Source organism: Xanthomonas arboricola pv. guizotiae (assembly GCF_002940205.1).
GTDB classification, from domain to species: domain Bacteria; phylum Pseudomonadota; class Gammaproteobacteria; order Xanthomonadales; family Xanthomonadaceae; genus Xanthomonas; species Xanthomonas arboricola_C.
On sequence record NZ_MDSK01000027.1, the window covers coordinates 31,755 to 57,783 of the forward strand.

Consider the following 26,029-nt stretch of genomic DNA (forward strand, 5'->3'; position numbering starts at 1 on the left):
TCGACCCTCGACTCAGCTGCCGCCCCGAACATTTCCCCTATTTCTTCGGATAGCCAAAATGACCACCCTTTCCGTAATTCATCCAGTGGCAACGCGCGTGCCGGCGCGTCGGTGCACTTGTCGTGCTGGCGGCACTACCGCAGTGGGCGATGGCTGCCTCGTGCAGTGACGCCACCGACATCAAAATGAACGCCATCTTGTTCAACAGCGCTAATTAAGACGACCGTGCTGGCGCACCGTGGTCTGTGGGGCAAGTTTGCAGGGATTGCCGACATGCCCGAAAATTCTCGCGGTTCGCTGCAGGTCGCCAACGACCAATGCATGGATGGGGTCGAGCTGGACGTCAAACTCGCCAGCGACGGCGTGCCGGTGTTGCTGCACGACTACAACCTGGGCCGCACCACCAACGTGTGGCAGCAACACCCAGGCACCAAGTACGACCCGATCACCAATCAGGGCGTCAACCCGTCCGTTCTTGTCACACCGTGGTCGCAGGTCAGCCAGTTGTTCCTGCTGACCCCGGATCGTCGCACCACCACCGGCTATCACGTGCCGCGTGTGGATGAGCTGTTCGCCTACTACAAGCAGCACGACCTGCGCACGCCGATGGTGTTCGATATCAAGGACGCGGCAACGGTGCGCGCCGTACGGAGCGCGGCTGTAACGGCATTTGACGGCAGGCAAGGTGGCTATGTTGCCGTAAAGGTCAATGCAACGTTGTATACCAGCCGCGATTCCTACCGTGCAGACGGTAGCGGCATGATCGGCATCCCGGTGTTTACCACCAACATGCTTGGCAAGATCAACGTGCGGCAGACCATCACCGCATGGATGGATACGCCGATGCACACGATGGAAATCAACGTCAAGCAGCTCGGCGGCCTACTGCAGAGCGATGCCGATTTCATTCGGGAGCGCGGGTACCGGGTCGGCGTCTTTCAGGCAATTCCTGACGGCCCTTCTGCTGGCAAGTTCTATCAGAACAGCGGTGCCTGTTGTTATGCGCTGTCGGATCCGTACTTCTCCTACTCGGGTGGCCGCGATACCGCTGACAACCGCGGCAACCTCGATTACATCTTGCATGACGAGGCGTCTCGCCTGATCACCACCGATGACCCGAAAAGCGGCTATTGCATACCTGCGTGCACGCGGCAAACACGAATGAGCACGTCGTTTCATTCGAGCCGGCCCATTGGGCCGGCATCCCTGCGATGGCTTCGGCTACCGTCGGTTCATGTCCAATGGAGCTTCGTTGCATGTTTTCCATCCGTCTTCTTACCGCGGCACTGGCAAGTGTCCTGCTTGCAGGTGTGCCGCTTGCCCAGGCTGCCGATACCCGCACACCGAACACCTCGGCCCCCGTGTTGCAGATCGGCACGCACTCGCTCAGCACCCAGGAATACCGCGCGCTTGCCTTGGCGGAGTTTCCGCGGGATGTTGATCCAGGCGCCGCCGCCGACCCGGATTTCGTGCGTGAATTCGCCGACCGTCTGTTGCTGGTGGACCAGGCCCGGCGTGCGCACATGCAGGACTATCCGGTCGTGGCCGCACGCATACGCCAGGCCACCGACGACATCCTGGCCAAGGCGGTGCAGACACGTGTGCGTGATACCGCACGCATCGATGAGGCGCAGGTACAGGCGCAGTTCGATGCGCATCCGCACGATTACGACGAAGTGCGGCTGAGTCACCTGTTCGTGGCGTTCAAGCCGCAAGGCGAGGTGCGGTGTGGCACCCCCTTGAGTGATGCGCAGGCACTCGCACGTGCGCAACGGCTCAAGCAGCAATTGGATGCGGTGGGCGTCGTTTGCCGAAGTGGCCATGCGCGAATCCGACGATGAGAGCACCGCGGCCGAAGGCGGCGAACTGTCGTCGATTTTCCTGCGCAATGTGGCGGATGCGTTTGTCGGGCCGGTGCAGGATCTGGCCGTTGGGGCGGTATCGGCACCAGTGCGTGGCCCGGAGGGCTACCACCTGATCCGTGTCGATGCGCGGCAACCCGCGACCCTGGATGGCGCACGCGGTCAAATCGAAGTGCAACTGCGCGATCAGGCTGCCGCCAGCGCATTGGAGTGCCTGCGTCAGGCCAATCCAGTGAGCTTCGATCACGCCGCGCTGGAAGCGGCTTTGCGTTGAGGCGGGGTGGGTCATGACAAGCCGGTCGCAAACAGTGCAGGGTGCGGGCGCTCGGCGAGCTTGGACACGTCTGGGCATGGTGGTTACGGTCATGGCCTTGCTGGCGTGCAGTGCTTGGTCACTGCATGCGTTGCATGCACCGAAAGCACAGCGCGTGCAGGATCAAACGGTTGCGCCAAGCACGCCATCGGTCGCAGCCCGATCGCGCCAGTCATCCGACAGCGTATCGCGCAGCCTGTTCGATACCGCCATGCAACAACTCGCCTGCCGCGAGCGCCAACACGTACAGGCTGCGCAGGTCGCCCGCGGTGCGGTTGCTGCCACTGGGCAGCCTGCCCGTGCCGGGTGCGTAGCGGGCACGCTGTTGCAGATCGAAGCGATGCTGCGTACGGCTGCAGCGCGTGGCGATGTGGATGCCCAACGGTACCTACTGGCGCAACGCGTGGCCGAGGTGATGCGGCGCGCAGTGGACGCAACGCCTGCAGGCATGCAGACGACGCTGTCGCCGGATGCGGAGCGCGAGGTGGCTGCGATCGTGAGTGAACTGGAAGCGCTGGCATTGGCAGGTCACCACGATGCCATCGATACCTTGGCGCAGCTGGTGGAGTCGCCGTTGCTGCATACGCCCGACCCGGTCTATGCGGCTGCGTGGCGACTGGCCGCGCGCCAGCCGCCGGCCCATGCATTGGATGCAGCTGCACCGTTACGGGGCGAAGACGAGGTGTTGGACTCGCTCACCCAACAGCAGCAGCAACAGGCACGTATTTTTGCGGTGGAGCTGTTCAACGATTGCTGCCGCACACCTGCAACTGCGAAGTAACGCACGGCGCGTTGTCAACGAAAGCGCGCGCCGCACCTGCCGCCGCCGTCCATGTCATGCGCGCAGCGGCATCGCGCTCAGCGGAAGTAGCGCGCCTTCAACGGCAAGGTCGCTGCACCAATCGCGCAGGCATCGGCGGGCGCTTCGGCCGGCAGCAGCAGCGGCAGCGGGCGCGCCTGGCCGCGGCGTGGCAGGTTGTCGATCTGCACCGCGGCGATCAGGCGCCGTGCCAGATCGGCCGGCAGGCGGCCGCCGAACACGATCGCTTCCGGGTCGCACACGGAGGTGATCGCCGAGACGATCAACGACACGCCCGGCGCGCTGCGCGCGATCCAGCGCTCGATCGCCGGCCAGGCCGGGTCGTAGGCCGCCAGCAGGCTGCGCACATCCGCAAAGCTTACGCCGTCTTCGGCCAGCAGCTCGCGCAGCAATTCCAGCGTGGCGCGTTCGAGCTGCTGCGCCGGCAACATGCCGGCGAACTCGCCGGCATTGCCGCGTGCGCCGCGCATCACCTGGCCGTCGATCACCAGGCCGCCGCCCAGGCCATAGCTCAGATACAGATAGGCGAAGTCGCGATGGCGCTGGCCGATGCCCAGCATCGCTTCGCCGGCCGCCGCAACGCTGCCGTCGTTGTCCATCCATACCGGCTGCTCGAACGCGTCGGCCAGCCACGGGCACAGTGCGATCTGGCCCAACGCGCGCAGCGGCTCGGGCGGGTTGATGAAGGCATCCTCACCGGTGAAGAACCCGCTCATCGCCACGCCGATGCCCAGGCGCGGGCCGGCATCGTCCACGCGCGCCAGCAGCGCGGTATCGGCTGCCTGCAATTGGGTGAGCACGCCGTACAAGGTGGTATCGGTCAGCGCGAGCTCGCTGACCGCACGCACTGACCCGGAAAAATCCACCAATGCCAGGGTCAGCGCATCGGTGGCGATGGAGATGCCCAGCGTGTGGCCATGCGCCGGATTCAGCGATACCGCCACGCCGGGCTTGCCGCGGCCCAGACGCGCCACTGCATCGCCCATCTGCACCATGCCGCGCGCCTGCAGGCCTTCGATCAGGCGCACCGCGGTCTGCACGGTCAGCCCGGTGCCGCGGCTGAGGTCGGCGCGGGTGAGCACGCCGGCCAGGCGCAGGCGGTCGAGCATGTCGCGCTCGTTGCGGCTCAGGCCGAGGAAGGCGGGCGAATGCGGCGGCAACGCGACGGCGACGGAGGACGGCATGGCGAGCGGTGTCACGGGGGAGCCGTTAGCTTACCCGCTTCCACTGAAATAATTAATTTACAGCAAGTTATTAAATTGACAGGATCTGCCACTTCCGGTTGTCCCATGTCACGCGTTCGCTCTCCTTCGTGTCCCCGTGTCTGCCTGTTGGCGCTGTGCGTGAGCGCCAGCCTGGGCGCCTACGCCGCCGAGCCCGCTCTTGCCGGGGGTGGCACGACCGAGCCCGTTCCGATAGAGGCGGTTCCAGCCACGCCTGCCGGCAATGCGGCGCCTGTGCAGCTGGATACGGTGCAGGTCTCCGGCCAGCATCTGTCGATCCGCCAGGCCATCGGCGCCAAGCGCGAGGCGGCGGCGGTGTCCGATGGTGTGGCCGCCGACGACATCGGTTCCATTCCCGACTTCGGCCTGGGCGAGGCGCTGCAGCGCGTGCCGGGCGTGTCGATGGTGGTCAACAACGGCCGTGGCGAAGCGCAGTTCATGAGCCTGCGCGGCTTCAACCCCGACTACAACAATGTGCTGATCGACGGGGTGGCGCTGCCATCCACCGAAACCAGCCGCCGCGTGCAATCGCTGGACGTGATCCCGGCATCGCTGGCGCAGCAGGTGGACATCTACAAGACCTTCAACGCCGACATGGACAGCAACGCCATTGGCGGCATTGCCTCCCTGCACACGCGCAGCGCCTTCGATCACGACGGCCGCTTCGCCACCGTGCGGGCCAACCTGGCCGACTGGGAAAACCGCCGGCAACTGCAGGGCAGCACGCCGTCCGGGCAGGTGCAAGGCACCTTCAGCGACACCTTCGGGCCGGACAATCATTTCGGCGTGGTGCTGTCGGCGGATTATTTCCGCCGCGACTCGTCGTCGTTGAATACCGCCATCGACAGCTACAGCTATTACGCCAACGGTGTGCGCCAGAACCTCACCCCCGGCCTGGACACCGACGGCATGGCGATCGTGCCGGACCGGTTTCGCCCGCTTACCTACGACAATGTGCGCCAGCGCCGGCAGTGAAGCTGCGCATCGCCGGCAGCCGCACCATTGGCCTGCCCACCTATGTCGACATCGGCCAGAACAGCAGCCCGGTGGTGGATGTCACCGGCTTCACCATCAACCGCAGCATCGCCAACCCGCAGCTACGCCCGCGCCGCGCGGACAATCTGGATCTGTCGCTGGAATGGTATCCGGACCGCGATTCGCAGCTGTCGGTGGCGCTGTTCCACAAGCGCATCGGCGATGAAATCGTGCGCCTGACCAGCACCGACGTCCAACACAATCCCGGCGGTCTGGTCGGCACTTATCAAGTCACCACCACCCAGGCGATCAATGCCGGCGACGCGCAGGTGCAGGGCATCGAAATCACCGCCATCGACACGCGTTTCGATTTTCTGCCCGGCGCCTGGGCGCACCTGGGCGCGATGTTTAACGCGACCTTGCTCGACCCGCGCACGGCCGATGTGCAAATGGCCGACGGCACGCGCCGCGCGCTACCGGGCCTGATGGAATCGCCCAAGCGCCGCGCCAACGCTTCGCTGCTGTACGACATCGGCCCGTTCAGCGCTCGCGTCAGCGCCAACTACACCGGCGCGCAGCTGCTCTCGGCCGCCACCGACAATCGCGTCAACGACCGCTACTACGACGCCATCACCAGCTACGACGCACAGCTGGCATGGCGCTTCAGCCCGCAACTGCGGCTCACCGTGCAGGGGCGCAACCTCAGCAATGCGCGGCTTACCCGGGTGATCGGCGCCGACCAGCAACTGCTGCGCGAGCAGCTCGACAACGGCCGCGCGTATTACCTGGGAGTGGACTATGCGTTCTGATCGACGCCGCGCATCTGCGCTGTTGGTGGCGGTGTTGTTGGCAGCAACCGGCACTACGCCTGCACAGGACAGCGCTGCATCAGCGGTAGACCCGCAGTTCGTGGCGATGGAAACCCTGGTCAGTGGCGATTGCTGGGGCCAGTGGCCGAACGACGTGCTGGCGGCAGTAAGCCAGTGCAAACCGGCCGAGCGGAACCGCATGGCGTTGCAGGTGCTCGACGATGCCGACGGCCCGGCACGCGTCGGCAGCACCGACGCATTCTGCAGCGACGCGCGTTGCGCCCCGCTGGCACAAGTGCTGCAACGCGCACCGGCGCAACAGCTGTTATTGCGCACGCCGCCGGCACGCATCGATGCAGTGCTGGCAGCGCTGGATCAGGCCCAGGCACGCGCACGCGTCAGCATCGAGCCGTTGGTGCAAGCGCTGCCGGCACCGGTTGCGCCGGTCACCCTCGCACCCGGCGTGCGCTACTGGCGGCAGGCGCTGAGCGGCCCGCAACCGGTGATGCTGCATCTGGTCGAAATCGACCTCGCCACGCCGGGTCTGCAGTTGGTCGGCACGTGTGGCGCGCACAGCGGCGGTGGCGAATTTCTCGCCAATCCCACCACCGCGTTCGTGCGTAATGCTGGCCTGGCAGTGGCGATCAATGCCGACTACTTTCTGCCGTTCGATGGCGGGCATCTGTTCGACAAGGCGTTCGTGCCGGCCACAGGGCAGGGCGTCACCGCCGAAGGCTTGGCGATCGAAGACGGACGCATCGACTCGGCGGCAGCCACCACGGACAAGCGCGTCAACGCAGCGCTGTGCGTCAGCAAGCGCGAGGTGGTGCGCATCGTGCGTGGCAGTTGCCCCAGCGGCACGCGCCTGGGCGTAGGTGCCGGCCCGTTGCTGCTGCTCGACGGCAAGCGCCAGCCGCGCGAAGCCAGCCGCGCCGCGTATTACAACGGCCCCGAACCGCGCAGCGCGCTGGGCCTGGATCGGGCCGGCAAGACGCTGTGGATGGTGGTGGCCGACGGCCGCCAGCCCGGCTACAGCGCCGGCATGAGCCTGGATGCACTCACCACGGTGCTGGAGCAGCTCGGCGCCACTGCGGCGATCAACCTGGATGGCGGCGGCTCCAGCACCCTGGCCGCGCGCGTGGACGGGCGCGTACGCGCGCTCAACCGGCCCATCCACACCGGCATTCCGGGGCGCGAACGCCCGGTCGCTAACCAGTTGGGAGTGCGCGTCGCCCCACAACCCTGAGGCCCGCCACATGCCGCGGTACCATTGGTGGTTTGAACCACGGTCCGCGCCACGCCATGAAGATTGCCTCCTGGAACGTCAACTCGCTCAACGTGCGCCTGCCGCACCTGCAACAGTGGCTGGGCACGTTCGCACCCGACGTGGTCGGCATCCAGGAAACCAAGCTGGAAGACCACAAGTTTCCGGATGCCGCGCTGGCCGAGCTGGGCTACCGCAGCGTGTTCTGCGGGCAGAAGACCTACAACGGCGTGGCGATCCTGTCGCGCTCGCCGGCGCTGGACGTGCAGATGGGCATCCCCGGTTTCGACGACGTGCAGCAGCGCGTGATCGCCGCCACCGTCGATGGCGTGCGCATCGTCAACCTGTATGTGGTCAACGGCCAGGACGTGGGCACCGACAAGTACGCCTACAAATTGCGTTGGCTGGCTGCAGCGCACGCCTGGATCGCGCAGGAGCTAAAAACCTATCCGCAGCTGGTGGTGCTGGGCGACTTCAACATCGCCCCGGATGCGCGCGACGTGCACGATCCGGCCGTGTGGAACGAGCACCACATCCTTACCTCCACCGACGAGCGCGCCGCGTTGGAACAACTGCTGGCGCTTGGCCTGCACGATGCGTTCCGCTTGCACCACGATGACGCCGAGCAGTTCAGCTGGTGGGATTACCGCCAGGCCGGCTTCCGCCGCAATCTCGGCTTGCGCATCGACCTGACCCTGGTCTCGGAGGCCTTGCGCGCACGCGCGGTGGACGCAGGCATCGACCGCGAGCCGCGCACCTGGGAGCGCCCCAGCGATCACGCACCGGCGTGGGTGCGGCTGGCGGAGGTGGGCGCATGAGCGAGCGCCATCTGCGTCGCAGCACGCACAAGGTGGGCGATATCACGCTGGGGCCGGTGCACCGGCTGAGTTGCCACTGCGGCGCGGTGCAGATCGCTCTGGATCTGCCGCATGGGCTGCTGGACCCGCGCCGTTGCGACTGCTCGATGTGCCGACGCCGCGGCGCCATCGTCGCCTCGGTCACGCTGGACGGCCTGCACGTGCTGCAGGGCGAAGAGGTGCTGCGCTTGTACCAGTTCAACACGCATGCGGCGGCGCATTATTTCTGCGGCGTGTGCGGCATCTACACGCATCATCGGCGCCGCTCCAATCCCGATGAGTACGGCTACAACGTCGGTTGCCTGGAGGGCGTCAATCCGTATGCGCTGAATATCGCCGTGCCGGTGGAAGATGGCGTGCATCACCCAGCCGATCGCGTTGCGGCCAATGGCTGAAACGCCAACGCCCGGGCAGGCCCGGGCGTTGTATGACGCGACGTGTGTCTGACGCGATGCGTTAGCGCACGCGGCCGCGCGTGAACAGATTGACGATCGCCAGCAGGATCACCGCACCCACCAGCGACCACACGAAGGTCCACAGCGTGATGGCCTGATTGATGCCGCCGCCGAACAGGAAACCGGCGATCAGCGCGCCGACGATGCCGACCACGATATTGAGGATGATGCCTTGCTGCGCATCGCGACGCATGATGATGCTGGCCAGCCAACCCACGATGCCGCCGACGATCAACCAGATGATGATGCCCATGTTGCCGAACTCCTCATTCGATTGCACCGGAAGTAGTGCATGGGCGCCATTCAACGCAGACCGGCGTGAAGTGACTGTCGAGCGCTGCCACCTACGCATGCGGCGGTTGTGCTTGGTGCACGCAGCGTGACAGCGCACGCGAGCTGGCACATCGGCCCGGTACAGCTGTGGCTGCGCCCGCACCGGCCTGGCGAGCGCGGCGAACCGCAGGCGCGCGAGTTGCTGGGCCAGGCCCTGGCCCTGCAACCCGACCAGGTGCCGCTGCGGCGCGACGAGCGCGGGCGTCCTTCGCTGCAGCCGGCCTTGCCCGATCGGGACACCGGCTGGAGCCATAGCGGCGACTATCTGCTGGTCGGCCTGGGGCGGGGCGTGCGGCTGGGGGTGGATCTGGAACGCATCCGCGCCCGCCCGCGTCTGCTGGAGATCGCGCAGCGATTTTTCCATGCCGACGAGATCGCGTTGCTGGCCGGCCTGCAGCCGGACGCGCAGCAGGCGCTGTTCTTCCGCCTGTGGTGCGCCAAGGAGGCGTTGCTCAAGGCGTATGGGCATGGCCTGTCGTTCGGCCTGCATCGGCTCGCCTATGCAGTGGCGCCGGACGGCGCATTGCAGTTGCAGTGGTGCGACCCCGCGCTCGGCCAGGCCACGCGTTGGCAGTTGCACGAATGGTGGCCCGCACCGGACTGCCGCGCTGCGCTGGCGTTTTACCCGCTGCCGGCCGAATAGCCGCAGCGATCGCTTTACTGCGTGGCTGCACAAGCGCGCGCTGCGTCCCGGACCGGGGTGCAGCGCGTGCCGGCCGTGGATGCTTGCGGTGGCGGCCCGACCGGCGTCTCAGGCACGTTCCGGCCGCGCTGCGGCGTGCGGCAATATCGGTTGACGGAACTGCGCCACCCCATCCAGATCGCGCAAGGTCACCGTCAGCACGCCGGTGCGTGCATCGATCTCCACTTCGCCGAAGAACTGGAATCCTGCCAGCGGCGACAGGTTGGGTGCGGGCGGCGCTTTCTGGAAGATCACCGTCGGCCCGAAGGTGGCATCGAGCGTATTCGGGCCGAAGCTGCCGGCATTGAGCGGGCCGGCCACGAATTCCCAGAACGGCTCGAACTGCTGGAACGCCGCGCGATCCGGGTGGTAGTAATGCGCCGCGCAATAATGCACATCGGCGGTCAGCCACAGCGTGTTGCGAATGCGCGCCGTGCTGATGAAACGCAGCAGCACGGCGATCTCCTGTTCGCGCCCGCGCGGCACGCCCGGATCGCCATTGGCGATCGCCTCCCAGCGCGTGCGGCCCATAGCGTCCTGCCCATCGGGCACCTGCAGGCCGATCGGCATGTCGGCGGCAATCACCTTCCATTGCGCGCGCGAGCCGGCCAGTTCGCGCTGCAGCCAGGCCAGTTGCTGCGGGCCCAGAAAGGCCGCGTCCGCGCCCGGCTGCGGCTGCAGGTTGTCGCTGTTGGCGCCGCGATAGCTGCGCATGTCGAGCACGAACACATCCAGCAGCGGGCCGTAACTGAGCTTGCGGTAGATGCGTCCGTTGCCATCGGCATGCACGCTGCGCATCGGTGCGTATTCCAGAAATGCCTGCCGCGCACGAGCGGCCAGCACCCCGATATCGCGCACCCGATAGCGCTCGTCCAGCTGCTTGCCGGGCGACCAGTTGTTGGTGGTTTCGTGGTCGTCCCATTGCCAGACCTGCGCCACCTCGGCATTGAAGCGGCGTACATGCTCATCGAGCAGGTTGTAGCGGTAGTTGCCGCGGAATTCGTCCAGCGTTTCGGCCACCTTGCTCTTGGCCGCGGTGGTGAGGTTGCGCCAGCGCTTGCCTTCTTCCACGATCAGCTCGGCCGGGATCGGGCCGTCGGCATAGATGGTGTCGCCGCTGTGCAGGAAGAAATCCGGGTTGCGCTCGCGCATCGCGCTGTAGATACGCATGCCGCCGATGTCCGGATTGATGCCGAAGCCCTGGCCGACGGTGTCGCCACTCCAGACAAAGCGCACATCGCCACGCGCCTGCGGCGCACTGCGCAGATGGCCGTGCACCGGCGCGCTCAGGACGCCGTTGTCGGCATCTTCGAAGCGCACCCGGTAGAAGATGTCCTGATCGCGCGGCAATGCGCCCAGATCCACCCGCGCAGTGAAATCGTGCGCCGGCGAGGCCACAGGTCCATCCACGCGACGCGCCTGACGCAGGCCCGGGCGCGTATCCCATTCCACCCGCAGCCGTGCCGGCCGGTCGCAGCGGCTCCACAGCAGCGCCCGGCCATCCACGACATCGCCGCTCTGCACCCCATCGGTGATCAGCGGCCGCCCGGACGGCGCGGCCAGGCTGCGCGTGGACCAAGCGGCGGTGGCCGGCAGCAACAGGCCGGCAGCCAACCCTTGCAACACGCGGCGGCGGGCGGGATCGGAGGCGGTCATGGCATCCTCGATGTGTCTGGCAGCGGCCTGCAGATATAGCGCCGCCGTCTTACCGGCGCGTGTCCATCGCGCTGCATGATGCGCCCGGCCTGTGGGGATGGATGCAGCCACCGCGTTGCGCGGCACGCACCGCAAGCTCTGCGCGGCAAGGGCGTGCAGAGCGGTCCACGCGCGCTGCGACGGTCGCGGAGATCGGCAGAAGCAGGCTGGTGGATGCGGGCATGAAGTCGCCACCACCGGCGCCAGCACGGCGCAGACTCACGCCTCCACCGCACCGGCCTTGCCGTCTTCGACCACCAAGCGCGTCGACGTCGCGACCGTGGCCTGGCGGTCGCGGCGGTCGGAGATGCCTTGCGGGCGCGTTTCCATCCGGCCCGGCGTCAGCGCCACCGCGACATCGCCACGGGTTTCGCCTTCGGCATGCGGACGATCCTGCCCACGCACCCACGCACCCACGCACCCACGCACCCACGCACTTGCACCCCGCCCAGCTGCGATAATCGCGGCATGAACGATGCCGCACTTGCCCCCGATGTAGCCGCTGCGCTGGCCAATGGCCTGCAGGCCCAATCCCTGGATGCGGCCTTCGCCGCGCCGTTGTTGCGCTATCTGACGCTGCTGGTGCGTTGGAACAAGACCTACAACCTCACCGCCGTGCGCGACCCGCGCGAGATGGTCACCCGCCATCTGCTCGATTCGCTGGCCATGCAGCCCTACATCGCCAGCGGCACGCTGGCCGATCTGGGCACCGGCCCCGGCCTGCCCGGCATTCCGCTGGCGATCACCCGCCCGCAGCTGCAGGTGACCCTGGTGGAAAGCAACGGCAAGAAGGCCCGCTTCATGCGCGAGGCGCTGCGCCAGCTGGCGCTGGGCAACGCGCGCGTGGCCGAGTCGCGTGCCGAGGCGCTGGACGAACCGGCCGCCTACGACCATCTCACCGCGCGCGCGCTGGATACGCTGGCCGGCATCATCGCCGTTGGCGGCCACCTGCTGCGCCCGGGCGGCAGCCTGCTGGCGATGAAGGGCATCTACCCGCACGAAGAAATCGCCGCGCTGCCAGCTGGCTGGAGCGTGGGCGAGGTGCATCCGCTGCAGGTGCCCGGCCTGGACGGCGAGCGGCATCTGGTGATGGTGCGCAAGGCAGGCTGAAGCGGCCGGCCTGTCCGGTCGTGCGCATTCCGCAATCCCTAATCCCCCATCCCCGCGCTGGGACTTCCGGCCCATGGCAGCTGCCGCCCGGGCTGCCATGATCGGACGTTCGATCCGAACGCAGGCCGCCCGCACGTGACATCTTCCCTCGCCGCCGCACTTTCGCTCGCCCTGCTGGGCGCAAGTTTCGCCGCCACCTCGGCGCAGGCCGCCGCACCGGCACCAGCGGCGCCCGCCACGCTGACCGCCGAGCGCCCCGCCGATGCGCGCTTCCGCGCCATCTACGAAAAAGAGTGGAGCTGGCGCCAGGCCGAGACCGGCCAGGCCGACGAAGACAGCGACACCACCGGCGACAATACCCATCTGCCCGATGTCGGCCCGGCCGCGCAGCAGGCGCGCCTGGCGGTATGGGACGGCGTGCTCAAGCAGCTCGACGGCATCGACCCGAAACAGCTCTCGCCCGCCAACCAGGTCAACTACGCCATCTACCGCCCGCAGGTGGAAAACCTCGCCGCCGAGGTGCGCCTGCGCCTGTACGAGATGCCGTTCAATTCGGACAGCTCGTTCTGGTCCAACCTGGGCTTCATGGCGCAGCGGCCGATGAAGACCGCGGCCGAGTACCGCGCCTATATCGCGCGCCTCAACGATGTGCCGCGCTACTTCGACCAGCAGACCGCCAACATGCGCGCCGGCCTGGCGCGCGGGTTCAGCGTGCCGCGCGCGGTGCTGGATGGCCGCGACGTGTCCATCGCCACCGTGGCCGAGGTCAAGGATCCCACCGCGTCCAGCTTCTATGCGCCGTTCAAGCAGCTGCCGGCGCAGATCCCCGCCGCCGAACAGGCGCAGTTGCGCGCACAGGCCGAGGCCGCGCTGAGCAATGCGGTGCTGCCGGCCTACAGCAAGCTGCTGAGCTTTTTCCGCGACGAGTACATGCCCAAGGCGCGCACCACGCTTGCGGCCGAAGCGCTGCCCGACGGCAAGGCGTTCTATCGCCAGCAGATCCGCGAATACACCACGCTGGACCTGACCCCGGAGCAGATCCACCAGATCGGCCTGGACGAGGTGGCGCGCATCCAGGCGCAGATGGACGCGATCATCCAGCAGGTCGGTTTCAAGGGCAGCTTCGCGCAGTTCCTGAGCGTCCTGCGCACCGATCCGCAGTTCTACGCCAAGACCCCGCAGGAACTGCTCGATCGCGCCGCGTGGATTTCCAAGCGGGTGGACGGGCAGGTCGGCAGGTTCATCGGCACGCTGCCGCGCGGGCGTTTCACCATCAAGCCGGTGCCGGACGATATCGCCCCGTTCTGGACCGCCGGCCGCGGCGGCGCCACCACCTACTGGGTCAACACCTACAACCTGCCGTCGCGGCCGTTGTACAACCTGCCGGCGCTGACCCTGCACGAGTCTTCGCCCGGGCATTCGCTGCAGGGCTCGCTGGCACTGGAGCAGGGCGATCAGCCGGCATTCCGTCGCCAGAACTACATCTCCGCCTATGGCGAGGGCTGGGCGCTGTACACCGAAAAGCTGGGCCAGGAGATGGGCATCTACGAGACCCCGTACGAAGAGTTCGGCCGGCTCACCTACGAAATGTGGCGCGCCTGCCGGCTGGTGATCGACACCGGCGTGCACCACGACGGCTGGAGCCGCGAGCAGGCGCTGGCCTACCTGCGCGAGCGCACCGCGCTGAGCGAGCACGAGGTCACCACCGAGGTGGACCGCTACATCTCCTGGCCCGGCCAGGCGCTGAGCTATAAGCTGGGCGAGATCAGCATCGTCAAGCTTCGCGCCGAGGCCGAACAGGCGCTGGGCGACCGCTTCGACATCAAGGCCTTCCACGACGCGGTGCTGAAGCAGGGCTCGGTGACCTTGCCGGTGCTGGAGCAGCAGGTGCGCGCCTTCATCGCCGAGAGCAAGGCGCGCCCGGCAACGTCCAAGCCCAGCGCCGCCGCGCCCTGACCCAGGCCAACGCTCCGCTCCACGTAGGAGCGAACCCGGCCGCGACGCCGTCCCGACGCTGGCACCGCCATGGCTTGGATCATCCAGGTGATCGCTGGCACCGACGCCCCGCGCGATGTGAGCGAAACCGGCATTCCGGCGTGATGTCCTCGATCCGACCGGACGGCGTCGCGGCCAGGTCCGCTCCTACGACGCTGCGTGCCGAATTTCCCCGGCCCCCGGAGACGCATGCGCCCCTGCTGCTGCGTCGCACCGCCGCTTCCCGACCCAGGCCAACGCTCCGCTCCACGTAGGAGCGGACCCGGCCGCGAAGCCGTCCCGACCCTGGCGCCGCCATGGCTTGGATCATCAGGTGATCGCTGCTGGCGAACGATGCCCCGTGCGCTGCGCGCGCGCAACCGGCATCCCGGCGGGATGCCATCGATCGGGCCGGGCGGCGTCGCGGCCAGGTCCGCTCCTACGACGCTGCGTGCCGAATTTCCCCGGCCCCCGGAGACGCATGCGCCCCTGCTGCTGCGTCGCGCCGCCGCCCCGACCCAGGCCAACGCTCCGCTCCACGTAGGAGCGGACCCGGCCGCGAAGCCGTCCCGACCCTGGCGCCGCCATGGCTTGGATCATCAGGTGATCGCTGCTGGCGAACGATGCCCCGTGCGCTGCGCGCGCGCAACCGGCATCCCGGCGGGATGCCATCGATCGGGCCGGGCGGCGTCGCGGCCAGGTCCGCTCCTACGACGCTGCGTGCCGGGCCGTGCATGCGATTGTGTAACTGCCCCGGCCCCGATACGCTGCGCCCATGCTGCTGCGTCGCGCCCGCCTGTTGCACCCCTTGCTGCGCCTGATGGCGTTGGCGGTGCTGGCCATGGGCGTGCTGGTCGCACCGGTGGCCTGCGCGCTGGGCGATGTGCATGCGCTGGCGCACGACCAGATGTATCTGGAAGACACCGCGCCGCACGGCCATGACGGCGCCGACGAAGGCGATGCCGGCGAGCGCGATGGGGCCGGCCTGATGCACGCCCTGATGCATAGCGGCTACTGCCACGGCCAGAATCCGGCCGTGTTGCCGGCGCTGGCCTGGCTGCCGCTGTCCACGCACGCGCAGGCCCAGCCCGTGGCCGTGCTCGCGTACTACCGCTCGCACCTGGGCGAGACCGGATTGCGTCCCCCGATCGCGGCCTGATGCGTCGCCGGCAGCTGCCGGCCTGCCCATCGATCCCGATTCCGGAGACACCCTCATGTGGTTGCGACTGACGGCACTTGCCGTCTTCGCGGTCGTACCGTGCGCCATGGCGCAGGACGCACCGCCCAAACCCGTGCTGACCCTGGACGACGCCATTGCGCGCGTCGCCCGGCAGCACCCCGACCTGCGCCTGGCCGATGGTCAGCGCGCGGTCCTCACCGCCGGCGCCGAGCGCGACGCGCTGCGTCCGCCGTTGCGTATCGGTGCCGAACTGGAAAACGTGTTCGGCAGCGGCCCGGCGCGTGCGCTGGACCAGGCCGAACTCACCGTCACCCTGGCTGGCGTGCTGGAACGGGGCGGCAAGCTGGACGCGCGCCGCGCCCTGGCCCAGGCACGCATCGATGCATTGGCCCCGCAACGTGCGCTGGCACGCCTGGACGTGCTGGCGGAAGTGGCCCGGCGCTACCTGGCCATCGGCATGGCCGCGCAGTGGCACGCGGTCGCGCTGGAAACCCTGGCCCAGCGCCAACGCACCGTCAGTGCCGCGCGCCAGCGGCTGCAGGCCGGCGCATCGCCGGAGTCGGTGCTGCTGACCGCCCAGGCCCTGCAGGCGCGCGCGGAACTGGAGCGCGATCGCGCGCAGCAGGAACTGCTGGCCGCAGGCCGCCAGCTGGCGGTGTTGTGGGGCCAGCGCACGCCGGACTTCGGCGCTGTCACCGGCGACCCATTGCAACTGCCGGCGATTCCCGAATTCGAGGTGCTGGCGCAGCTGCTCGATGCCACCCCCGAGCTGGCGCGCTTGAACGGCGAGCAGCGCGTGCGCGAGGCGCGGGTGCGGCTGGCACGCAGCCAGGCGCGCCCGGACCTGGACTGGCAGGTGGGCGTGCGCCGGCTCGAAGCCAACGACGCCACCGCGCTGCTGGGCAGCGTCTCGCTGGCGCTGGGCAGCGCCGCGCGTGCGCAACCGGAGATCCGCGCCGCCGAAGCGGAGCTGTCGTTGCTGGACATCGAACGCCAATCGCAGGCACTGGCGCTCTACGCCACGCTGGCCGACGCGCATGGCCGCTACCGCGCCGCGCAGCTGGAAGTGGCGCGCATGCGCAGCGATGTGCTGCCCGCACTTGCGCGTGCCGATGCCGCCGCCGAGCGCGCGTACCGCGCCGGCGCCACCAGTTATCTGGACTGGGCGCAGCTGCAGGCACAGCGCAGCGATGCACGCCAGCAGCAACTGGCCGCCGCGTTGGAAGCGCAGACCGCATTGATCGAAATCCAGCGCCTGACCGGACAACCGTTCGTGGTCGAAAACACTGCGCAGGTGGGGCCATGAGCGCTACCTCCGCTGCGCGTTCTCGCCCTGCCTGCCTGCGTCCGCCTGGGTCTGCTGCGCCGGTATCGGTCTCGGCGTTAGCAACCGCGTCGGCATCCAGCAGTCGCCAAGCGCTGCGCGCGCCTAGCGCGCCTACCGCGGATCCAGCAAAGACCATCTTCGTTCGTTCGCCCGACGCACTGCGCCGGCGCCAACCAGGACCAATTTCGATGAAAAGTTTTTTGATTGTGCTGCTTGTGCTGGCGCTGCTGTTGAGCGGCTGCGGCGGCAACAGCGGCAACGGCGAAGAAGCCCATGACCACGCAACGCCCGGCGCCGAAGGCGATGCCGATGCACATGGCGAGGACGCCGAAAAAGGCGCGCACGGCGGGCGCCTGCTGCGCCAGGACGGCGACAGCGTGGAGCTGGCGATTGCCGAAGACGGCACGCCGCCGACCTATCGCGCCTGGCTGTACCGCGACGGCAAGCCCTTGCCGCCCAGCGCCGGCAGTGTCGAAGTGCGTCTGACCCGGCTCGGCGGTATCAACGAAGTGCATCGCTTGCGCGCGCGCGACGATGGCAGCCTGCTGGCCGACAGCACGGTCGGCGAGCCGCATTCGTTCGATGTGGAGGTGCGCGCCACCGTGCAGGGCAGGTCGCATCGCTGGGCCTATCCCAGTTATGAAGGGCGCACCACCATCGCGTCCAGGATCGCGCAGGACGCCGGTATCCGGGTCGCGCCGGTCGGTCCCGGCAGCATCGCCGACCAGCACGAAGTGCAAGGCCTGCTGACGCCGGCAGAAGGTGCGCAGGCGCAGGCCACCGCGCGCTTTCCCGGGCCGGTGCGCAGCCTGCGCGTCAATGTCGGCGACCAGGTGCGCGCCGGCCAGGTGCTGGCCACGGTGGAGAGCAATCTGAGCCTGACCACGTATCCGGTCACTGCACCGATCAGCGGCACCGTGCTCGCCCGCAACGCCAGCCTGGGCAGCAACGCCAGCGAGGGCCAGGCGTTGTTCGAGATCGCCGACCTGTCGAGCCTGTGGGTGGATCTGCACATCTTCGGCGCCGATGCCGGGCACATCGCCGCCGGCGCCCCGGTGGCGGTGACCCGCATCAGCGATGGCGGGGTGGCGCAGACCACGTTGGAGCGCGTGTTGCCGGGCACGGCCACCGCGAGTCAGAGCACGGTGGCGCGCGCGGTGTTGCGCAACGACGACGGCCTGTGGCGGCCGGGCTCGGCGGTGAAGGCGCGGGTGACGGTGGCGCAGCAGCCGGCGGCGATGGTGGTGCCGGTGGGAGCCTTGCAGCAGTTTCGCGACTGGGAGGTGGTGTTCGTGCGGGTGGGGGATGTGTACGAGATGCGGCCGGTGACGCTGGGCGCGCGCGATGCGCAGCAGCTGCAGGTGGTGTCGGGTCTGGCGGCAGGCGACGCAGTGGTGGTGGAACAGAGTTATCTGGTGAAGGCCGACATCGAAAAGTCGGGGGCCTCGCATGATCATTGAGCGCGTTGGGATGGATGTCATTGCGCCCTGGAGTGGAGGCGTTTGCCGGATGCAGGGGTGCATGCCACATCCAAGGCTTTCACGCCCTGTCGGGCGCGAGTCACTTTTCTTTGCTTGTGCAAGAAGCGCTCTACGGCAGCCGCGGGCTGACCAAAGTAAGCAAAAGAAAGCACACCCCGTCCTCGCGCCCTCCGTGCCTGCGGCGCTACGGGTCCGCAAGTCCGGCAGAAATTTTTGTAAGGGACATCCCTGTCCCTTACAAAAACGTCGCGCATCCCTGCGTGCCGCGCCGCGATGGGGAGGCGGCGCGATCTGTTGGTGGCACGACGCGGGAACCGACCGGCGCATTGCGGTGCCAGGTGTGCACGGAGGTGTTTGTCATGCTCACTAACATCATTCGGTTCGCGATCGCGCAGCGGTGGTTGATGCTGGCGTTGACGGCGGTGCTGGTTGCGATCGGGGCGTGGAGTTTTTCGCGCCTGCCGATCGATGCCACCCCGGACATCACCAATGTACAGGTGCAGGTCAATACGGCCGCGCCGGGGTACTCGCCGTTGGAGTCGGAGCAGCGGGTGACGTTTCCGCTGGAGACGGTGTTGGCCGGCTTGCCGGGGCTGGAATCCACACGCTCGTTGTCGCGCTATGGCTTGTCGCAGGTGACGGCGGTCTTTGCCGATGGCACGGACCTGTATTTTGCGCGGCAGCAGGTGGCCGAGCGGCTGCAGCAGGTCAAGTCGCAACTGCCGGCCGGGTTGGAGCCGCAGCTGGGGCCGATCGCGACCGGGCTTGGCGAGATCTTCATGTACACGGTCGAAGCCAAACCGAATGCGCGCAAGCCCGATGGCAGTGCGTGGACGGCCACCGATCTGCGCACCCTGCAGGACTGGGTGGTGCGCCCGCAGTTGCGCAATGTGCCGGGCGTGACCGAGGTCAATACCATCGGCGGCTATGCGCGGCAGATCCACATCACCCCGGATCCGGCACGCCTGGTCGCCCTGGGTTTCACGCTGGACGATGTCGCGCGCGCGGTGGAGGCGAACAACCGCAACATCGGCGCCGGCTATATCGAACGCAACGGCCAGCAGTTCCTGGTGCGGGTGCCGGGGCAGGTGGACGATATCGCGCAGATCGGGGCGATCGTGCTGGATCGGCGCCAAGGCGTGCCGATCCGGGTGCGCGATGTGGCGCAGGTTGGCGAAGGGCGCGAACTGCGCACCGGTGCGGCCACCCAGGACGGCACCGAAGTGGTGCTCGGCACGGTGTTCATGCTGGTCGGTGCCAATAGCCGCACCGTGGCGCAGGCCGCCGCGCAGCGGCTGCAAGCGGCCAATGCCAGCTTGCCGGCCGGCGTGCAGGCGGTGCCGGTCTACGACCGCACCGCGCTGGTGGACCGCACCATCGTCACCGTCGCCAAGAACCTGATCGAAGGCGCGTTGCTGGTGATCGTGGTGCTGTTCCTGCTGCTGGGCAATGTGCGTGCGGCCCTGATCACCGCGGCGGTGATTCCGCTGGCGATGTTGTTCACCCTCACCGGCATGGTGCGCGGTGGCGTGTCCGGCAACCTGATGAGTCTGGGTGCGCTGGATTTCGGCTTGATCGTCGATGGCGCTGTGATCATCGTGGAGAACTGCCTGCGCCGCTTCGGGCAAGCGCAATTGCGCCTGGGTCGGGTGCTCGAGCGCGACGAGCGTTTCGAACTGACTGCCGAAGCCACGGCAGAGGTGATCCGGCCCAGCCTGTTCGGCCTGGGCATCATCACGGCGGTGTATCTGCCGGTGTTCGCACTCACCGGCATCGAAGGCAAGATGTTCCATCCGATGGCGATCACCGTGGTGCTGGCGCTGAGCGGTGCGATGTTGCTGTCGCTCACTTTTGTCCCCGCAGCGATCGCCTTGCTGCTCGGCGGCAAGGTGGCCGAGCACGAGAACCGCGCGATGCGCTGGGCGCGCGGCGTGTATGCGCCCTTGCTCGATCGCGCGCTGCGTCACGGCCGCTGGGTCGGCATTGCGGCATTCGCAACGGTGGCGCTGTGCGCGGTAGTGGCCACGCGTCTGGGTAGCGAGTTCATCCCCAACCTGGACGAAGGCGACATCGCGCTGCACGCCTTGCGCATTCCCGGCACCAGCCTGGAACAGGCCATCACCATGCAATCCACGCTGGAAAAACGCATCAAGCAGTTTCCGGAAGTGGCGCATGTGTTCGGCAAACTCGGCACCGCCGAAGTGGCCACCGACCCGATGCCGCCGTCGGTGGCCGATACGTTCCTGATCATGCATCCGCGCGCGCGGTGGCCGGACCCGCGCAAGCCCAAGGCGCAGTTGCTGGCCGAGATCGAGCAGGCGGTCAAGCAGCTGCCCGGCAACAATTACGAGTTCACCCAGCCGATCCAGATGCGCATGAACGAGCTGATTTCCGGCGTGCGCGCAGATGTCGCGATCAAGGTCTATGGCGACGATCTGGACACGCTGGTCGAGCTGGGGCAGCGCGTGCAGGAAATCGCCAGCGCAGTGCCGGGTGCGGCCGACGTGAGCCTGGAGCAGGCCACCGGCCTGCCGATGCTGGCGGTGGTGCCCGATCGCGCCGCGCTGGCCGGGTACGGGCTCAATCCCGGCGTGGTGCAGGACACGGTGTCGGCGGCGGTGGGCGGTCAGGCGGCCGGGCAGTTGTTCGAAGGCGACCGCCGCTTCGACATCGTGGTGCGCCTGCCCGAAGGGCTGCGGCAGGACCCGACCGCGTTGGCCGATCTGCCGATCCCGTTGCGTGGCGATGGCGAGCGCGCCGATGTCGACGAGTCCAGCCGCGCGGCCGGCTGGCGGAGTGGCGAACCGACCACGGTGCCGCTGCGCGAGGTCGCAAAGATCCACACCGTGCTCGGGCCCAACCAGATCAATCGCGAAGACGGCAAGCGCCGCATCGTGATCACCGCCAATGTGCGCGACCGCGACCTGGGCGGATTCGTCGCCGAGGTGCAGCAGCGTGTGCAGGCCGAGGTCGTGCTGCCCACCGGCTACTGGATCGGCTACGGCGGCACCTTCGAGCAACTGATTTCCGCCAGCCAGCGCCTGGCCTGGGTGGTGCCGGGCACCTTGCTGCTGATCTTCGCGCTGCTGTACTGGTCGTTCGGCTCGCTGCGCGATGCGCTGGTGGTGTTCAGCGGCGTGCCGCTGGCGCTGACCGGTGGCGTGGTGGCGCTGGCGCTGCGCGGCCTGGCGTTGTCGATCTCCGCGGGCGTCGGCTTTATCGCGCTGTCGGGGGTGGCGGTGCTCAACGGCCTGGTGATGATCGCCTTCGTGCGCAGCCTGCGGGGCGAGGGCATGTCGCTGGAGCAGGCCTTGCGCGAGGGCGCGCTGAGCCGCCTGCGCCCGGTGCTGGTGACGGCGCTGGTGGCCGCACTGGGCTTTGTGCCGATGGCCTTCAATGTCGGCGCCGGAGCCGAGGTGCAGCGCCCGCTGGCCACGGTGGTGATCGGCGGCATCGTCTCCTCGACCCTGCTCACCCTGCTGGTGCTGCCGGTGCTGTATCGCTGGCTGCACCGCGGGCGGGCGGGGAGTGTGGGCTAAGTGCTTGCGGCACATGGGAAAGCCGTGCATAATGCGCGGCTCGCTGTGCCCGGATCGCTCCGGATGGCGGCACCCAGCGCGATGGGGTTGCCGGCTTGTTCCCAGCGTAAGTTCTTGATTCCCAACGTTGCGTGGCAGCTTGACGCTGTCGGGGCCGCCGCTCCCCAGGCTATGGGTGGCAATTCATTTATCGAGGTGCGTAATGTCCCGCGTATGCCAAGTGTCCGGCAAGCGTGTGCAGACGGGTAACAACGTCTCCCACGCAAACAACAGAACCCGTCGTCGCTTCCTGCCCAACCTGCACGAGCGCCGCTTCTGGGTCGCCAGCGAGAACCGTTGGGTGAAGCTCCGTGTCTCCGCGCATGCATTGCGCACCATCGACAAGAACGGGATTGATGCCGTTCTGAAAGAGCTGCGTGCGCGCGGCGAAAAGGTCTGAGGAGTAAGCAGTCATGGCAAAAGGCAAGCGTGACAAGATCCGTATGATTTCCTCGGCCGCTACCGGCCACTTCTACACCACGGACAAGAACAAGAAGAACACTCCGGGGAAGATGGAAATGATGAAATACGACCCGGTCGTGCGTAAGCACGTGATGTACAAGGAAGGCAAGATCAAGTAATCCACCGATTACCCGATCTGCATCCAGGCAAACACCCGCCGCAAGGCGGGTGTTTGCGTTTGTGGAGTGTTGCGGGGGGTGATCGCAACAATGGTCGGCGTGCACTCCCCTTTCCCTTCGGGAGAGGGGGAGGGGTGAGGGCAGGGGGGCGAAGCCACTCGCAAGCGAAACGTGGTTTTTCCGATTGCACGCGCCGTGAGTAGCTTGCAGTTGGAGGCGAAGCAGCCGGTGTCTTACTTCTGAAGGCGCGTGGCGACGCGTTTGGCATCGCAGGCGGCGACCGCTTTCCGAGGCGCCCCCCTCATCCGCCCCTGCGGGGCACCTTCTCCCGCAGGTAAGGAAGGGTTACAGCCCGCGCGCGCGCAATTGCGCATCCAGGCGCGGATACACCCGCCGCGCATTGCCTTCGAATACCTTGCGCTTGTCGGCGTCGGAAATCGCCAAGGCATCGATGTAGCGCTTGGTGTCGTCGAAATACTGGCCGGTCTGCGGGTCGATGCCGCGCACCGCACCGACCATCTCCGAGCCGAACAGGATGTTGTCGATGTCGATGACCTCGAACAGCAGATCGATGCCGGGCTGGTGATACACGCAGGTGTCGAAGAACACATTGCGCATCACATGCGTGGACAGCGGCGGCTTGCCGAGCATGTCGGCCAGGCCGCGAAAGCGGCCCCAGTGATACGGTACCGCGCCGCCGCCGTGCGGAATGACGAAGCGCAAGTCGGGGAAATCAGCGAACAGATCGCCTTCGAGAAACTGCATGAACGCGGTGGTATCGGCATTGAGATAATGCGCGCCGGTGGCGTGGAAGTTGGCGTTGCAGCTGCCCGACACATGCACCATCGCCGGCACGTCGAGCTCGACCATCTTTTCGAAGAACGGATACCAGGCGCGATCGGTCAATGGCACGCCGTTCCAGTGGCCGCCGGAGGGGTCGGGATTGAGATTGCAGCCGACAAACCCGAGTTCGCTGACGCAACGTTCCAGCTCGGCGATCGACTGGGCGATCGGCACGCCCGGCGACTGCGGCAACTGGCACACGCCGATGAAGGTGTGCGGATATAGCTGCGCCACGCGCGCGATCAGGTCGTTGCAGTGGCGCGTCCACACCTGGCTGACCGTCTCGTCGCCGAGATGGTGCGCCATGCTGCTGGCGCGTGGCGAAAAGATCGTCATGTCGGCACCGCGCTCGCGCAACAGGCGCAGTTGGTGTTGTTCGATGCTTTCGCGCAATGCGTCGTCGGAGATGGACGGATACACCGGCGCGGGCAGGGCCGGATCGTCGTACTGCGCGACCTGCGCCTTGCGGAAGACGTCATGCGCCGCGGGCGCGGTGGTGTAGTGGCCGTGGCAGTCGATGATCATGGGAATGCTCATTAAGGTGCGCAGAGCGCGCTGCGCATCCGACCGAAAGATGTGCAGTGCGCATGTGGGCGGACGTCTGGATTCAGCTGCATGGATTTGGCAGCCATGCAACTGCGCGTATGCATTGCCATCGGTGTGCAGTTATCGGCGAAGCAACGCATCGCACCCGAGCGAACCGCAACGCCGTGCTGATATCCGGCCAGTGGCCCGAAAAGCCAGTTGCGTCGCTCGAGTGGGTGGAGAGCGCGCGGCGCGCGATCGGTAGTAGCAGATGCGCAGACTGCAGGATGCCGCAAACCACGCGTCGACGACCCGGGTTCAGGCCAGCGTGATGCCGACTGCCGCATCGCATGCTGGCGGCCGTGCTCAAGCAAACAGCTCACCATCGAACAATTTGCGTGCAGTGCGCAGCACTGCAGCGCGCACCACCTCACCGTGCGCATCCAGCGTAATGACGCAACTGCTCGCACCGCTGGGATGTTCCACCTCCAGCTGCTGGGTGGTGCCGCCAGGCAGCTGCGCCAAGGCATGCGCGGGCGAGCCGGGCAGCAGGCAGGCGGTGGCCACGGTGACGGCGCCGAGCACGCCGATCGAGGCGTGGCAGCGGTGCGGAATGAACGAGCGCACGTTGATCGCGCCGCCATGGCGCGGTGCGGCGACCAGCATCATCTTGGGCACGGTGGCCTCGGCAACATCGCCCAGCTGCAGCAACGGACCGGCCTGCAAGCGAAGCGATTCCAGGCGGGTCTTCAGCGCCTCATCGGCATCGAGGGTGCTGCGGTCTTCGTAACCGCTGATGCCGAGATCGCGGGCGCGCAGCACCACGCAGGGCATGCCGTTGTCGATCAGCGTGACCTCCACGCCCGCCAGGGTGTCGACCCTGTTGCCGGTCGGCAGCAAGGCGCCGCACGAGGAGCCGGCGATATCGGCAAATGCCAGCGCAATCGGCGCAGCGGTGCCGGGCACGCCGTCGATGCGGGCGTCGCCGTCGTAGCGCACCTGGCCACCGGGCGTCTGCACGCTGGCGGTGGCCAGCGTGCCGGTGTTGCGCATGAAGATGCGCACCTCGGTGTGGCCATCGCGTGCCGGCAACAGGCCGCGCTCCAGCGCGAACGGTGCAACCCCGGCCAGCATGTTGCCGCAGTTCTGCGCGTCGCTGACCTGTGCCCGGTCCACCGACACCTGCAGGAACAGATAGTCCACGTCGGCATCGGCGCGTGCCGAGCGCGACACGATCGCGACCTTGGAGGTCAGCGGATCGGCGCCGCCCATGCCGTCGATCTGGCGCATATCCGGCGAGCCGTAGGCGCGCAGCAGGAAGGCATCGCGTGCGGCGCGTTCGCCCGGCAACTCGTCAGCCAGGAAAAAGCCGCCCTTGGAGGTGCCGCCGCGCATCCACATCGCGCGGACCTGCTCAGACATAGCGCAGGCCCTTGGCCGCCAGCCGCTCGCGCATGGCGTAGATGTCCAGGCCCAGTTCGCCGCGTGCCAGGCGCTCGCGTTTGCGCAGTTCGCGCGCTTCGCGTGCCTGCGCTTCGGCCAGCACCGCGGCGGTGCTGGCGCGCGGCACCACGCACACGCCATCGTCGTCGGCCACCACCACATCGCCCGGCTGCACCAGCGCGTCGGCGCAGACCAGCGGCACGTTGACCGAGCCCAGCGTCTCCTTGATGGTGCCCTGCGCGCAGATGGCGCGGCTCCAGGCGGGGAACTGCATCGCCGTGAGGTCGCGCACATCGCGCACGCCGGCGTCGATGATCAGCCCGCGGCAGCCGCGCGCCTGCGCCGAGGTGGCGAGCAGATCGCCGAAATAGCCATCGCAGCAGGCGCTGGTCGGGGCGACCACCAGCACGTCGCCGGGCTGCAGTTGCTCGATGGCCACATGCATCATCCAGTTGTCGCCGGGCGGGACCGATACGGTGACGGCGGTGCCGGCGATGCGGCAGCCGGCGTAGATCGGGCGCAGGCGATGGTGCAGCAGGCCGCTGCGCGCCTGCGCCTCGTGCACGGTGGCCACGCCGGCCTGCGCAAGCCCGTCGACGACGGCCAACGGGGTGCGCGCGATCCGGGTGACGACCTGGCTCATCCATCCATCCTCGTTAGGCGTGCATCGAGTCTGTGCGGCGATCGCCTGCCGGCTCA

General features: G+C 67.6%; 21 protein-coding genes and 3 pseudogenes. 17 read left to right on the forward strand and 7 right to left on the reverse strand.

Going from position 1 to position 26,029, the window contains the following annotated elements; genetic code table 11:
• Nucleotides 1–58: 58 nt before the first annotated feature.
• From XarbCFBP7408_RS15750 to XarbCFBP7408_RS15760, 3 genes and pseudogenes are all read left to right on the forward strand, one after another.
• Nucleotides 59–1,165, forward strand: a pseudogene (locus XarbCFBP7408_RS15750) (glycerophosphodiester phosphodiesterase family protein).
• Between the two features lie 91 nt (nt 1,166–1,256).
• A pseudogene (locus XarbCFBP7408_RS15755) lies at nt 1,257–2,136 on the forward strand (peptidylprolyl isomerase).
• A 13-nt stretch (nt 2,137–2,149) separates the two neighbouring features.
• A complete protein-coding gene (locus XarbCFBP7408_RS15760) occupies nt 2,150–2,956 on the forward strand; it encodes a hypothetical protein (protein WP_429001395.1) in 807 nt (268 codons plus the stop codon).
• Nucleotides 2,957–3,033: 77 nt separating this feature from the next.
• Here the strand turns inward: XarbCFBP7408_RS15760 and XarbCFBP7408_RS15765 are convergent, their stop codons facing one another.
• Nucleotides 3,034–4,179, reverse strand: a complete 1,146-nt coding sequence (locus XarbCFBP7408_RS15765; RefSeq protein WP_104563784.1) for an ROK family transcriptional regulator — start codon at nt 4,177–4,179, stop codon at nt 3,034–3,036.
• Between the two features lie 159 nt (nt 4,180–4,338).
• Between XarbCFBP7408_RS15765 and XarbCFBP7408_RS23210 the strand changes: the two genes are divergently transcribed.
• Genes XarbCFBP7408_RS23210 through XarbCFBP7408_RS15785 form a run of 5 tightly spaced genes read left to right on the forward strand, consistent with a single transcriptional unit; the run spans nt 4,339 to nt 8,518 of the window.
• Entirely contained in the window at nt 4,339–5,193 is an 855-nt protein-coding gene (locus XarbCFBP7408_RS23210; RefSeq protein WP_258072148.1) for a TonB-dependent receptor plug domain-containing protein, read from the forward strand.
• Nucleotides 5,190–6,002: a TonB-dependent receptor domain-containing protein gene (locus XarbCFBP7408_RS23215; protein ID WP_258072149.1), complete on the forward strand. Its 813-nt coding sequence runs from the start codon at nt 5,190–5,192 to the stop codon at nt 6,000–6,002. The genes XarbCFBP7408_RS23210 and XarbCFBP7408_RS23215 overlap by 4 nt, the downstream gene beginning before the upstream one ends.
• Nucleotides 5,992–7,248, forward strand: a complete 1,257-nt coding sequence (locus tag XarbCFBP7408_RS15775) for a phosphodiester glycosidase family protein (protein WP_104563755.1) — start codon at nt 5,992–5,994, stop codon at nt 7,246–7,248. Before XarbCFBP7408_RS23215 ends, XarbCFBP7408_RS15775 begins: the two co-directional genes overlap by 11 nt.
• A gap of 56 nt (nt 7,249–7,304) precedes the next feature.
• Nucleotides 7,305–8,084, forward strand: a complete 780-nt coding sequence (xth, locus tag XarbCFBP7408_RS15780) for an exodeoxyribonuclease III (RefSeq protein ID WP_104563756.1) — start codon at nt 7,305–7,307, stop codon at nt 8,082–8,084.
• Entirely contained in the window at nt 8,081–8,518 is a 438-nt protein-coding gene (locus XarbCFBP7408_RS15785) for a GFA family protein (protein WP_104563757.1), read from the forward strand. Before xth ends, XarbCFBP7408_RS15785 begins: the two co-directional genes overlap by 4 nt.
• 61 nt (nt 8,519–8,579) lie before the next feature.
• Here the strand turns inward: XarbCFBP7408_RS15785 and XarbCFBP7408_RS15790 are convergent, their stop codons facing one another.
• Entirely contained in the window at nt 8,580–8,831 is a 252-nt protein-coding gene (locus tag XarbCFBP7408_RS15790; protein WP_016901812.1) for a GlsB/YeaQ/YmgE family stress response membrane protein, read from the reverse strand.
• A 126-nt stretch (nt 8,832–8,957) separates the two neighbouring features.
• Here XarbCFBP7408_RS15790 and XarbCFBP7408_RS15795 point away from each other — a divergent pair, with 126 nt between their 5' ends.
• Entirely contained in the window at nt 8,958–9,554 is a 597-nt protein-coding gene (locus XarbCFBP7408_RS15795; RefSeq protein ID WP_104563758.1) for a 4'-phosphopantetheinyl transferase family protein, read from the forward strand.
• Between the two features lie 108 nt (nt 9,555–9,662).
• Here XarbCFBP7408_RS15795 and XarbCFBP7408_RS15800 read toward each other — a convergent pair whose 3' ends face one another.
• Together XarbCFBP7408_RS15800 and XarbCFBP7408_RS15805 are read right to left on the reverse strand one after the other, a co-directional pair.
• Nucleotides 9,663–11,249: an alkaline phosphatase D family protein gene (locus XarbCFBP7408_RS15800; RefSeq protein WP_104563759.1), complete on the reverse strand. Its 1,587-nt coding sequence runs from the start codon at nt 11,247–11,249 to the stop codon at nt 9,663–9,665.
• A gap of 258 nt (nt 11,250–11,507) precedes the next feature.
• Nucleotides 11,508–11,672 (reverse strand): annotated as a pseudogene (locus tag XarbCFBP7408_RS15805) (alkaline phosphatase D family protein); the annotation flags it as partial.
• A gap of 84 nt (nt 11,673–11,756) precedes the next feature.
• Here XarbCFBP7408_RS15805 and rsmG point away from each other — a divergent pair.
• The 8 genes from rsmG to rpmG all read left to right on the forward strand — a co-directional run bounded on the left by rsmG (nt 11,757) and on the right by rpmG (nt 22,519).
• Nucleotides 11,757–12,398 (forward strand): 16S rRNA (guanine(527)-N(7))-methyltransferase RsmG, encoded by a 642-nt coding sequence (rsmG, locus tag XarbCFBP7408_RS15810; RefSeq protein WP_104563761.1) that lies wholly within the window; start codon nt 11,757–11,759, stop codon nt 12,396–12,398.
• 135 nt (nt 12,399–12,533) lie between these two features.
• A complete protein-coding gene (locus XarbCFBP7408_RS15815) occupies nt 12,534–14,354 on the forward strand; it encodes a DUF885 domain-containing protein (RefSeq protein WP_104563762.1) in 1,821 nt (606 codons plus the stop codon).
• Between the two features lie 793 nt (nt 14,355–15,147).
• Complete coding sequence (locus XarbCFBP7408_RS15820) at nt 15,148–15,531, forward strand: hypothetical protein (protein ID WP_181106652.1); 384 nt, start codon at nt 15,148–15,150, stop codon at nt 15,529–15,531.
• Between the two features lie 55 nt (nt 15,532–15,586).
• Entirely contained in the window at nt 15,587–16,858 is a 1,272-nt protein-coding gene (locus XarbCFBP7408_RS15825) for a TolC family protein (protein ID WP_104563763.1), read from the forward strand.
• Nucleotides 16,859–17,067: 209 nt separating this feature from the next.
• Nucleotides 17,068–18,339 (forward strand): efflux RND transporter periplasmic adaptor subunit, encoded by a 1,272-nt coding sequence (locus XarbCFBP7408_RS15830; RefSeq protein WP_104563764.1) that lies wholly within the window; start codon nt 17,068–17,070, stop codon nt 18,337–18,339.
• A 380-nt stretch (nt 18,340–18,719) separates the two neighbouring features.
• On the forward strand, nt 18,720–21,899 hold the full coding sequence (locus XarbCFBP7408_RS15835) for an efflux RND transporter permease subunit (RefSeq protein WP_104563765.1): 3,180 nt from the start codon (nt 18,720–18,722) through the stop codon (nt 21,897–21,899).
• Nucleotides 21,900–22,101: 202 nt separating this feature from the next.
• A complete protein-coding gene (gene rpmB, locus XarbCFBP7408_RS15840) occupies nt 22,102–22,338 on the forward strand; it encodes a 50S ribosomal protein L28 (RefSeq protein WP_002809459.1) in 237 nt (78 codons plus the stop codon).
• 13 nt (nt 22,339–22,351) lie between these two features.
• The gene (rpmG, locus tag XarbCFBP7408_RS15845; protein WP_002809462.1) at nt 22,352–22,519 is read left to right on the forward strand and encodes a 50S ribosomal protein L33; all 168 of its coding nucleotides are present in this window, start codon (nt 22,352–22,354) and stop codon (nt 22,517–22,519) included.
• A 345-nt stretch (nt 22,520–22,864) separates the two neighbouring features.
• Here rpmG and XarbCFBP7408_RS15850 read toward each other — a convergent pair whose 3' ends face one another.
• The 3 genes from XarbCFBP7408_RS15850 to XarbCFBP7408_RS15860 form a co-directional block, all read right to left on the reverse strand.
• Complete coding sequence (locus XarbCFBP7408_RS15850; RefSeq protein ID WP_104563786.1) at nt 22,865–23,887, reverse strand: amidohydrolase family protein; 1,023 nt, start codon at nt 23,885–23,887, stop codon at nt 22,865–22,867.
• 366 nt (nt 23,888–24,253) lie between these two features.
• Nucleotides 24,254–25,309, reverse strand: a complete 1,056-nt coding sequence (locus tag XarbCFBP7408_RS15855; protein WP_104563766.1) for a 4-oxalomesaconate tautomerase — start codon at nt 25,307–25,309, stop codon at nt 24,254–24,256.
• Entirely contained in the window at nt 25,302–25,973 is a 672-nt protein-coding gene (locus XarbCFBP7408_RS15860; protein ID WP_104563767.1) for a 4-carboxy-4-hydroxy-2-oxoadipate aldolase/oxaloacetate decarboxylase, read from the reverse strand. Before XarbCFBP7408_RS15860 ends, XarbCFBP7408_RS15855 begins: the two co-directional genes overlap by 8 nt.
• Nucleotides 25,974–26,029: the final 56 nt, after the last annotated feature.

Excerpts from the sequence above, each read along its gene's own strand:
- XarbCFBP7408_RS15760 (WP_429001395.1), top strand. The coding sequence starts at position 2,150 with ATGACAAGCCGGTCGCAAACAGTGCAGGGTGCGGGCGCTCGGCGAGCT.
- XarbCFBP7408_RS15765 (WP_104563784.1), bottom strand. The coding sequence starts at position 4,179 with ATGCCGTCCTCCGTCGCCGTCGCGTTGCCGCCGCATTCGCCCGCCTTC.
- XarbCFBP7408_RS15775 (WP_104563755.1), top strand. The coding sequence starts at position 5,992 with ATGCGTTCTGATCGACGCCGCGCATCTGCGCTGTTGGTGGCGGTGTTG.
- xth (WP_104563756.1), top strand. The coding sequence starts at position 7,305 with ATGAAGATTGCCTCCTGGAACGTCAACTCGCTCAACGTGCGCCTGCCG.
- XarbCFBP7408_RS15785 (WP_104563757.1), top strand. The coding sequence starts at position 8,081 with ATGAGCGAGCGCCATCTGCGTCGCAGCACGCACAAGGTGGGCGATATC.
- XarbCFBP7408_RS15790 (WP_016901812.1), bottom strand. The coding sequence starts at position 8,831 with ATGGGCATCATCATCTGGTTGATCGTCGGCGGCATCGTGGGTTGGCTG.
- XarbCFBP7408_RS15800 (WP_104563759.1), bottom strand. The coding sequence starts at position 11,249 with ATGACCGCCTCCGATCCCGCCCGCCGCCGCGTGTTGCAAGGGTTGGCT.
- rsmG (WP_104563761.1), top strand. The coding sequence starts at position 11,757 with ATGAACGATGCCGCACTTGCCCCCGATGTAGCCGCTGCGCTGGCCAAT.
- XarbCFBP7408_RS15820 (WP_181106652.1), top strand. The coding sequence starts at position 15,148 with ATGCTGCTGCGTCGCGCCCGCCTGTTGCACCCCTTGCTGCGCCTGATG.
- XarbCFBP7408_RS15825 (WP_104563763.1), top strand. The coding sequence starts at position 15,587 with ATGTGGTTGCGACTGACGGCACTTGCCGTCTTCGCGGTCGTACCGTGC.
- XarbCFBP7408_RS15830 (WP_104563764.1), top strand. The coding sequence starts at position 17,068 with ATGAAAAGTTTTTTGATTGTGCTGCTTGTGCTGGCGCTGCTGTTGAGC.
- XarbCFBP7408_RS15835 (WP_104563765.1), top strand. The coding sequence starts at position 18,720 with ATGCTCACTAACATCATTCGGTTCGCGATCGCGCAGCGGTGGTTGATG.
- rpmB (WP_002809459.1), top strand. The coding sequence starts at position 22,102 with ATGTCCCGCGTATGCCAAGTGTCCGGCAAGCGTGTGCAGACGGGTAAC.
- rpmG (WP_002809462.1), top strand. The coding sequence starts at position 22,352 with ATGGCAAAAGGCAAGCGTGACAAGATCCGTATGATTTCCTCGGCCGCT.
- XarbCFBP7408_RS15850 (WP_104563786.1), bottom strand. The coding sequence starts at position 23,887 with ATGATCATCGACTGCCACGGCCACTACACCACCGCGCCCGCGGCGCAT.
- XarbCFBP7408_RS15855 (WP_104563766.1), bottom strand. The coding sequence starts at position 25,309 with ATGTCTGAGCAGGTCCGCGCGATGTGGATGCGCGGCGGCACCTCCAAG.
- XarbCFBP7408_RS15860 (WP_104563767.1), bottom strand. The coding sequence starts at position 25,973 with ATGAGCCAGGTCGTCACCCGGATCGCGCGCACCCCGTTGGCCGTCGTC.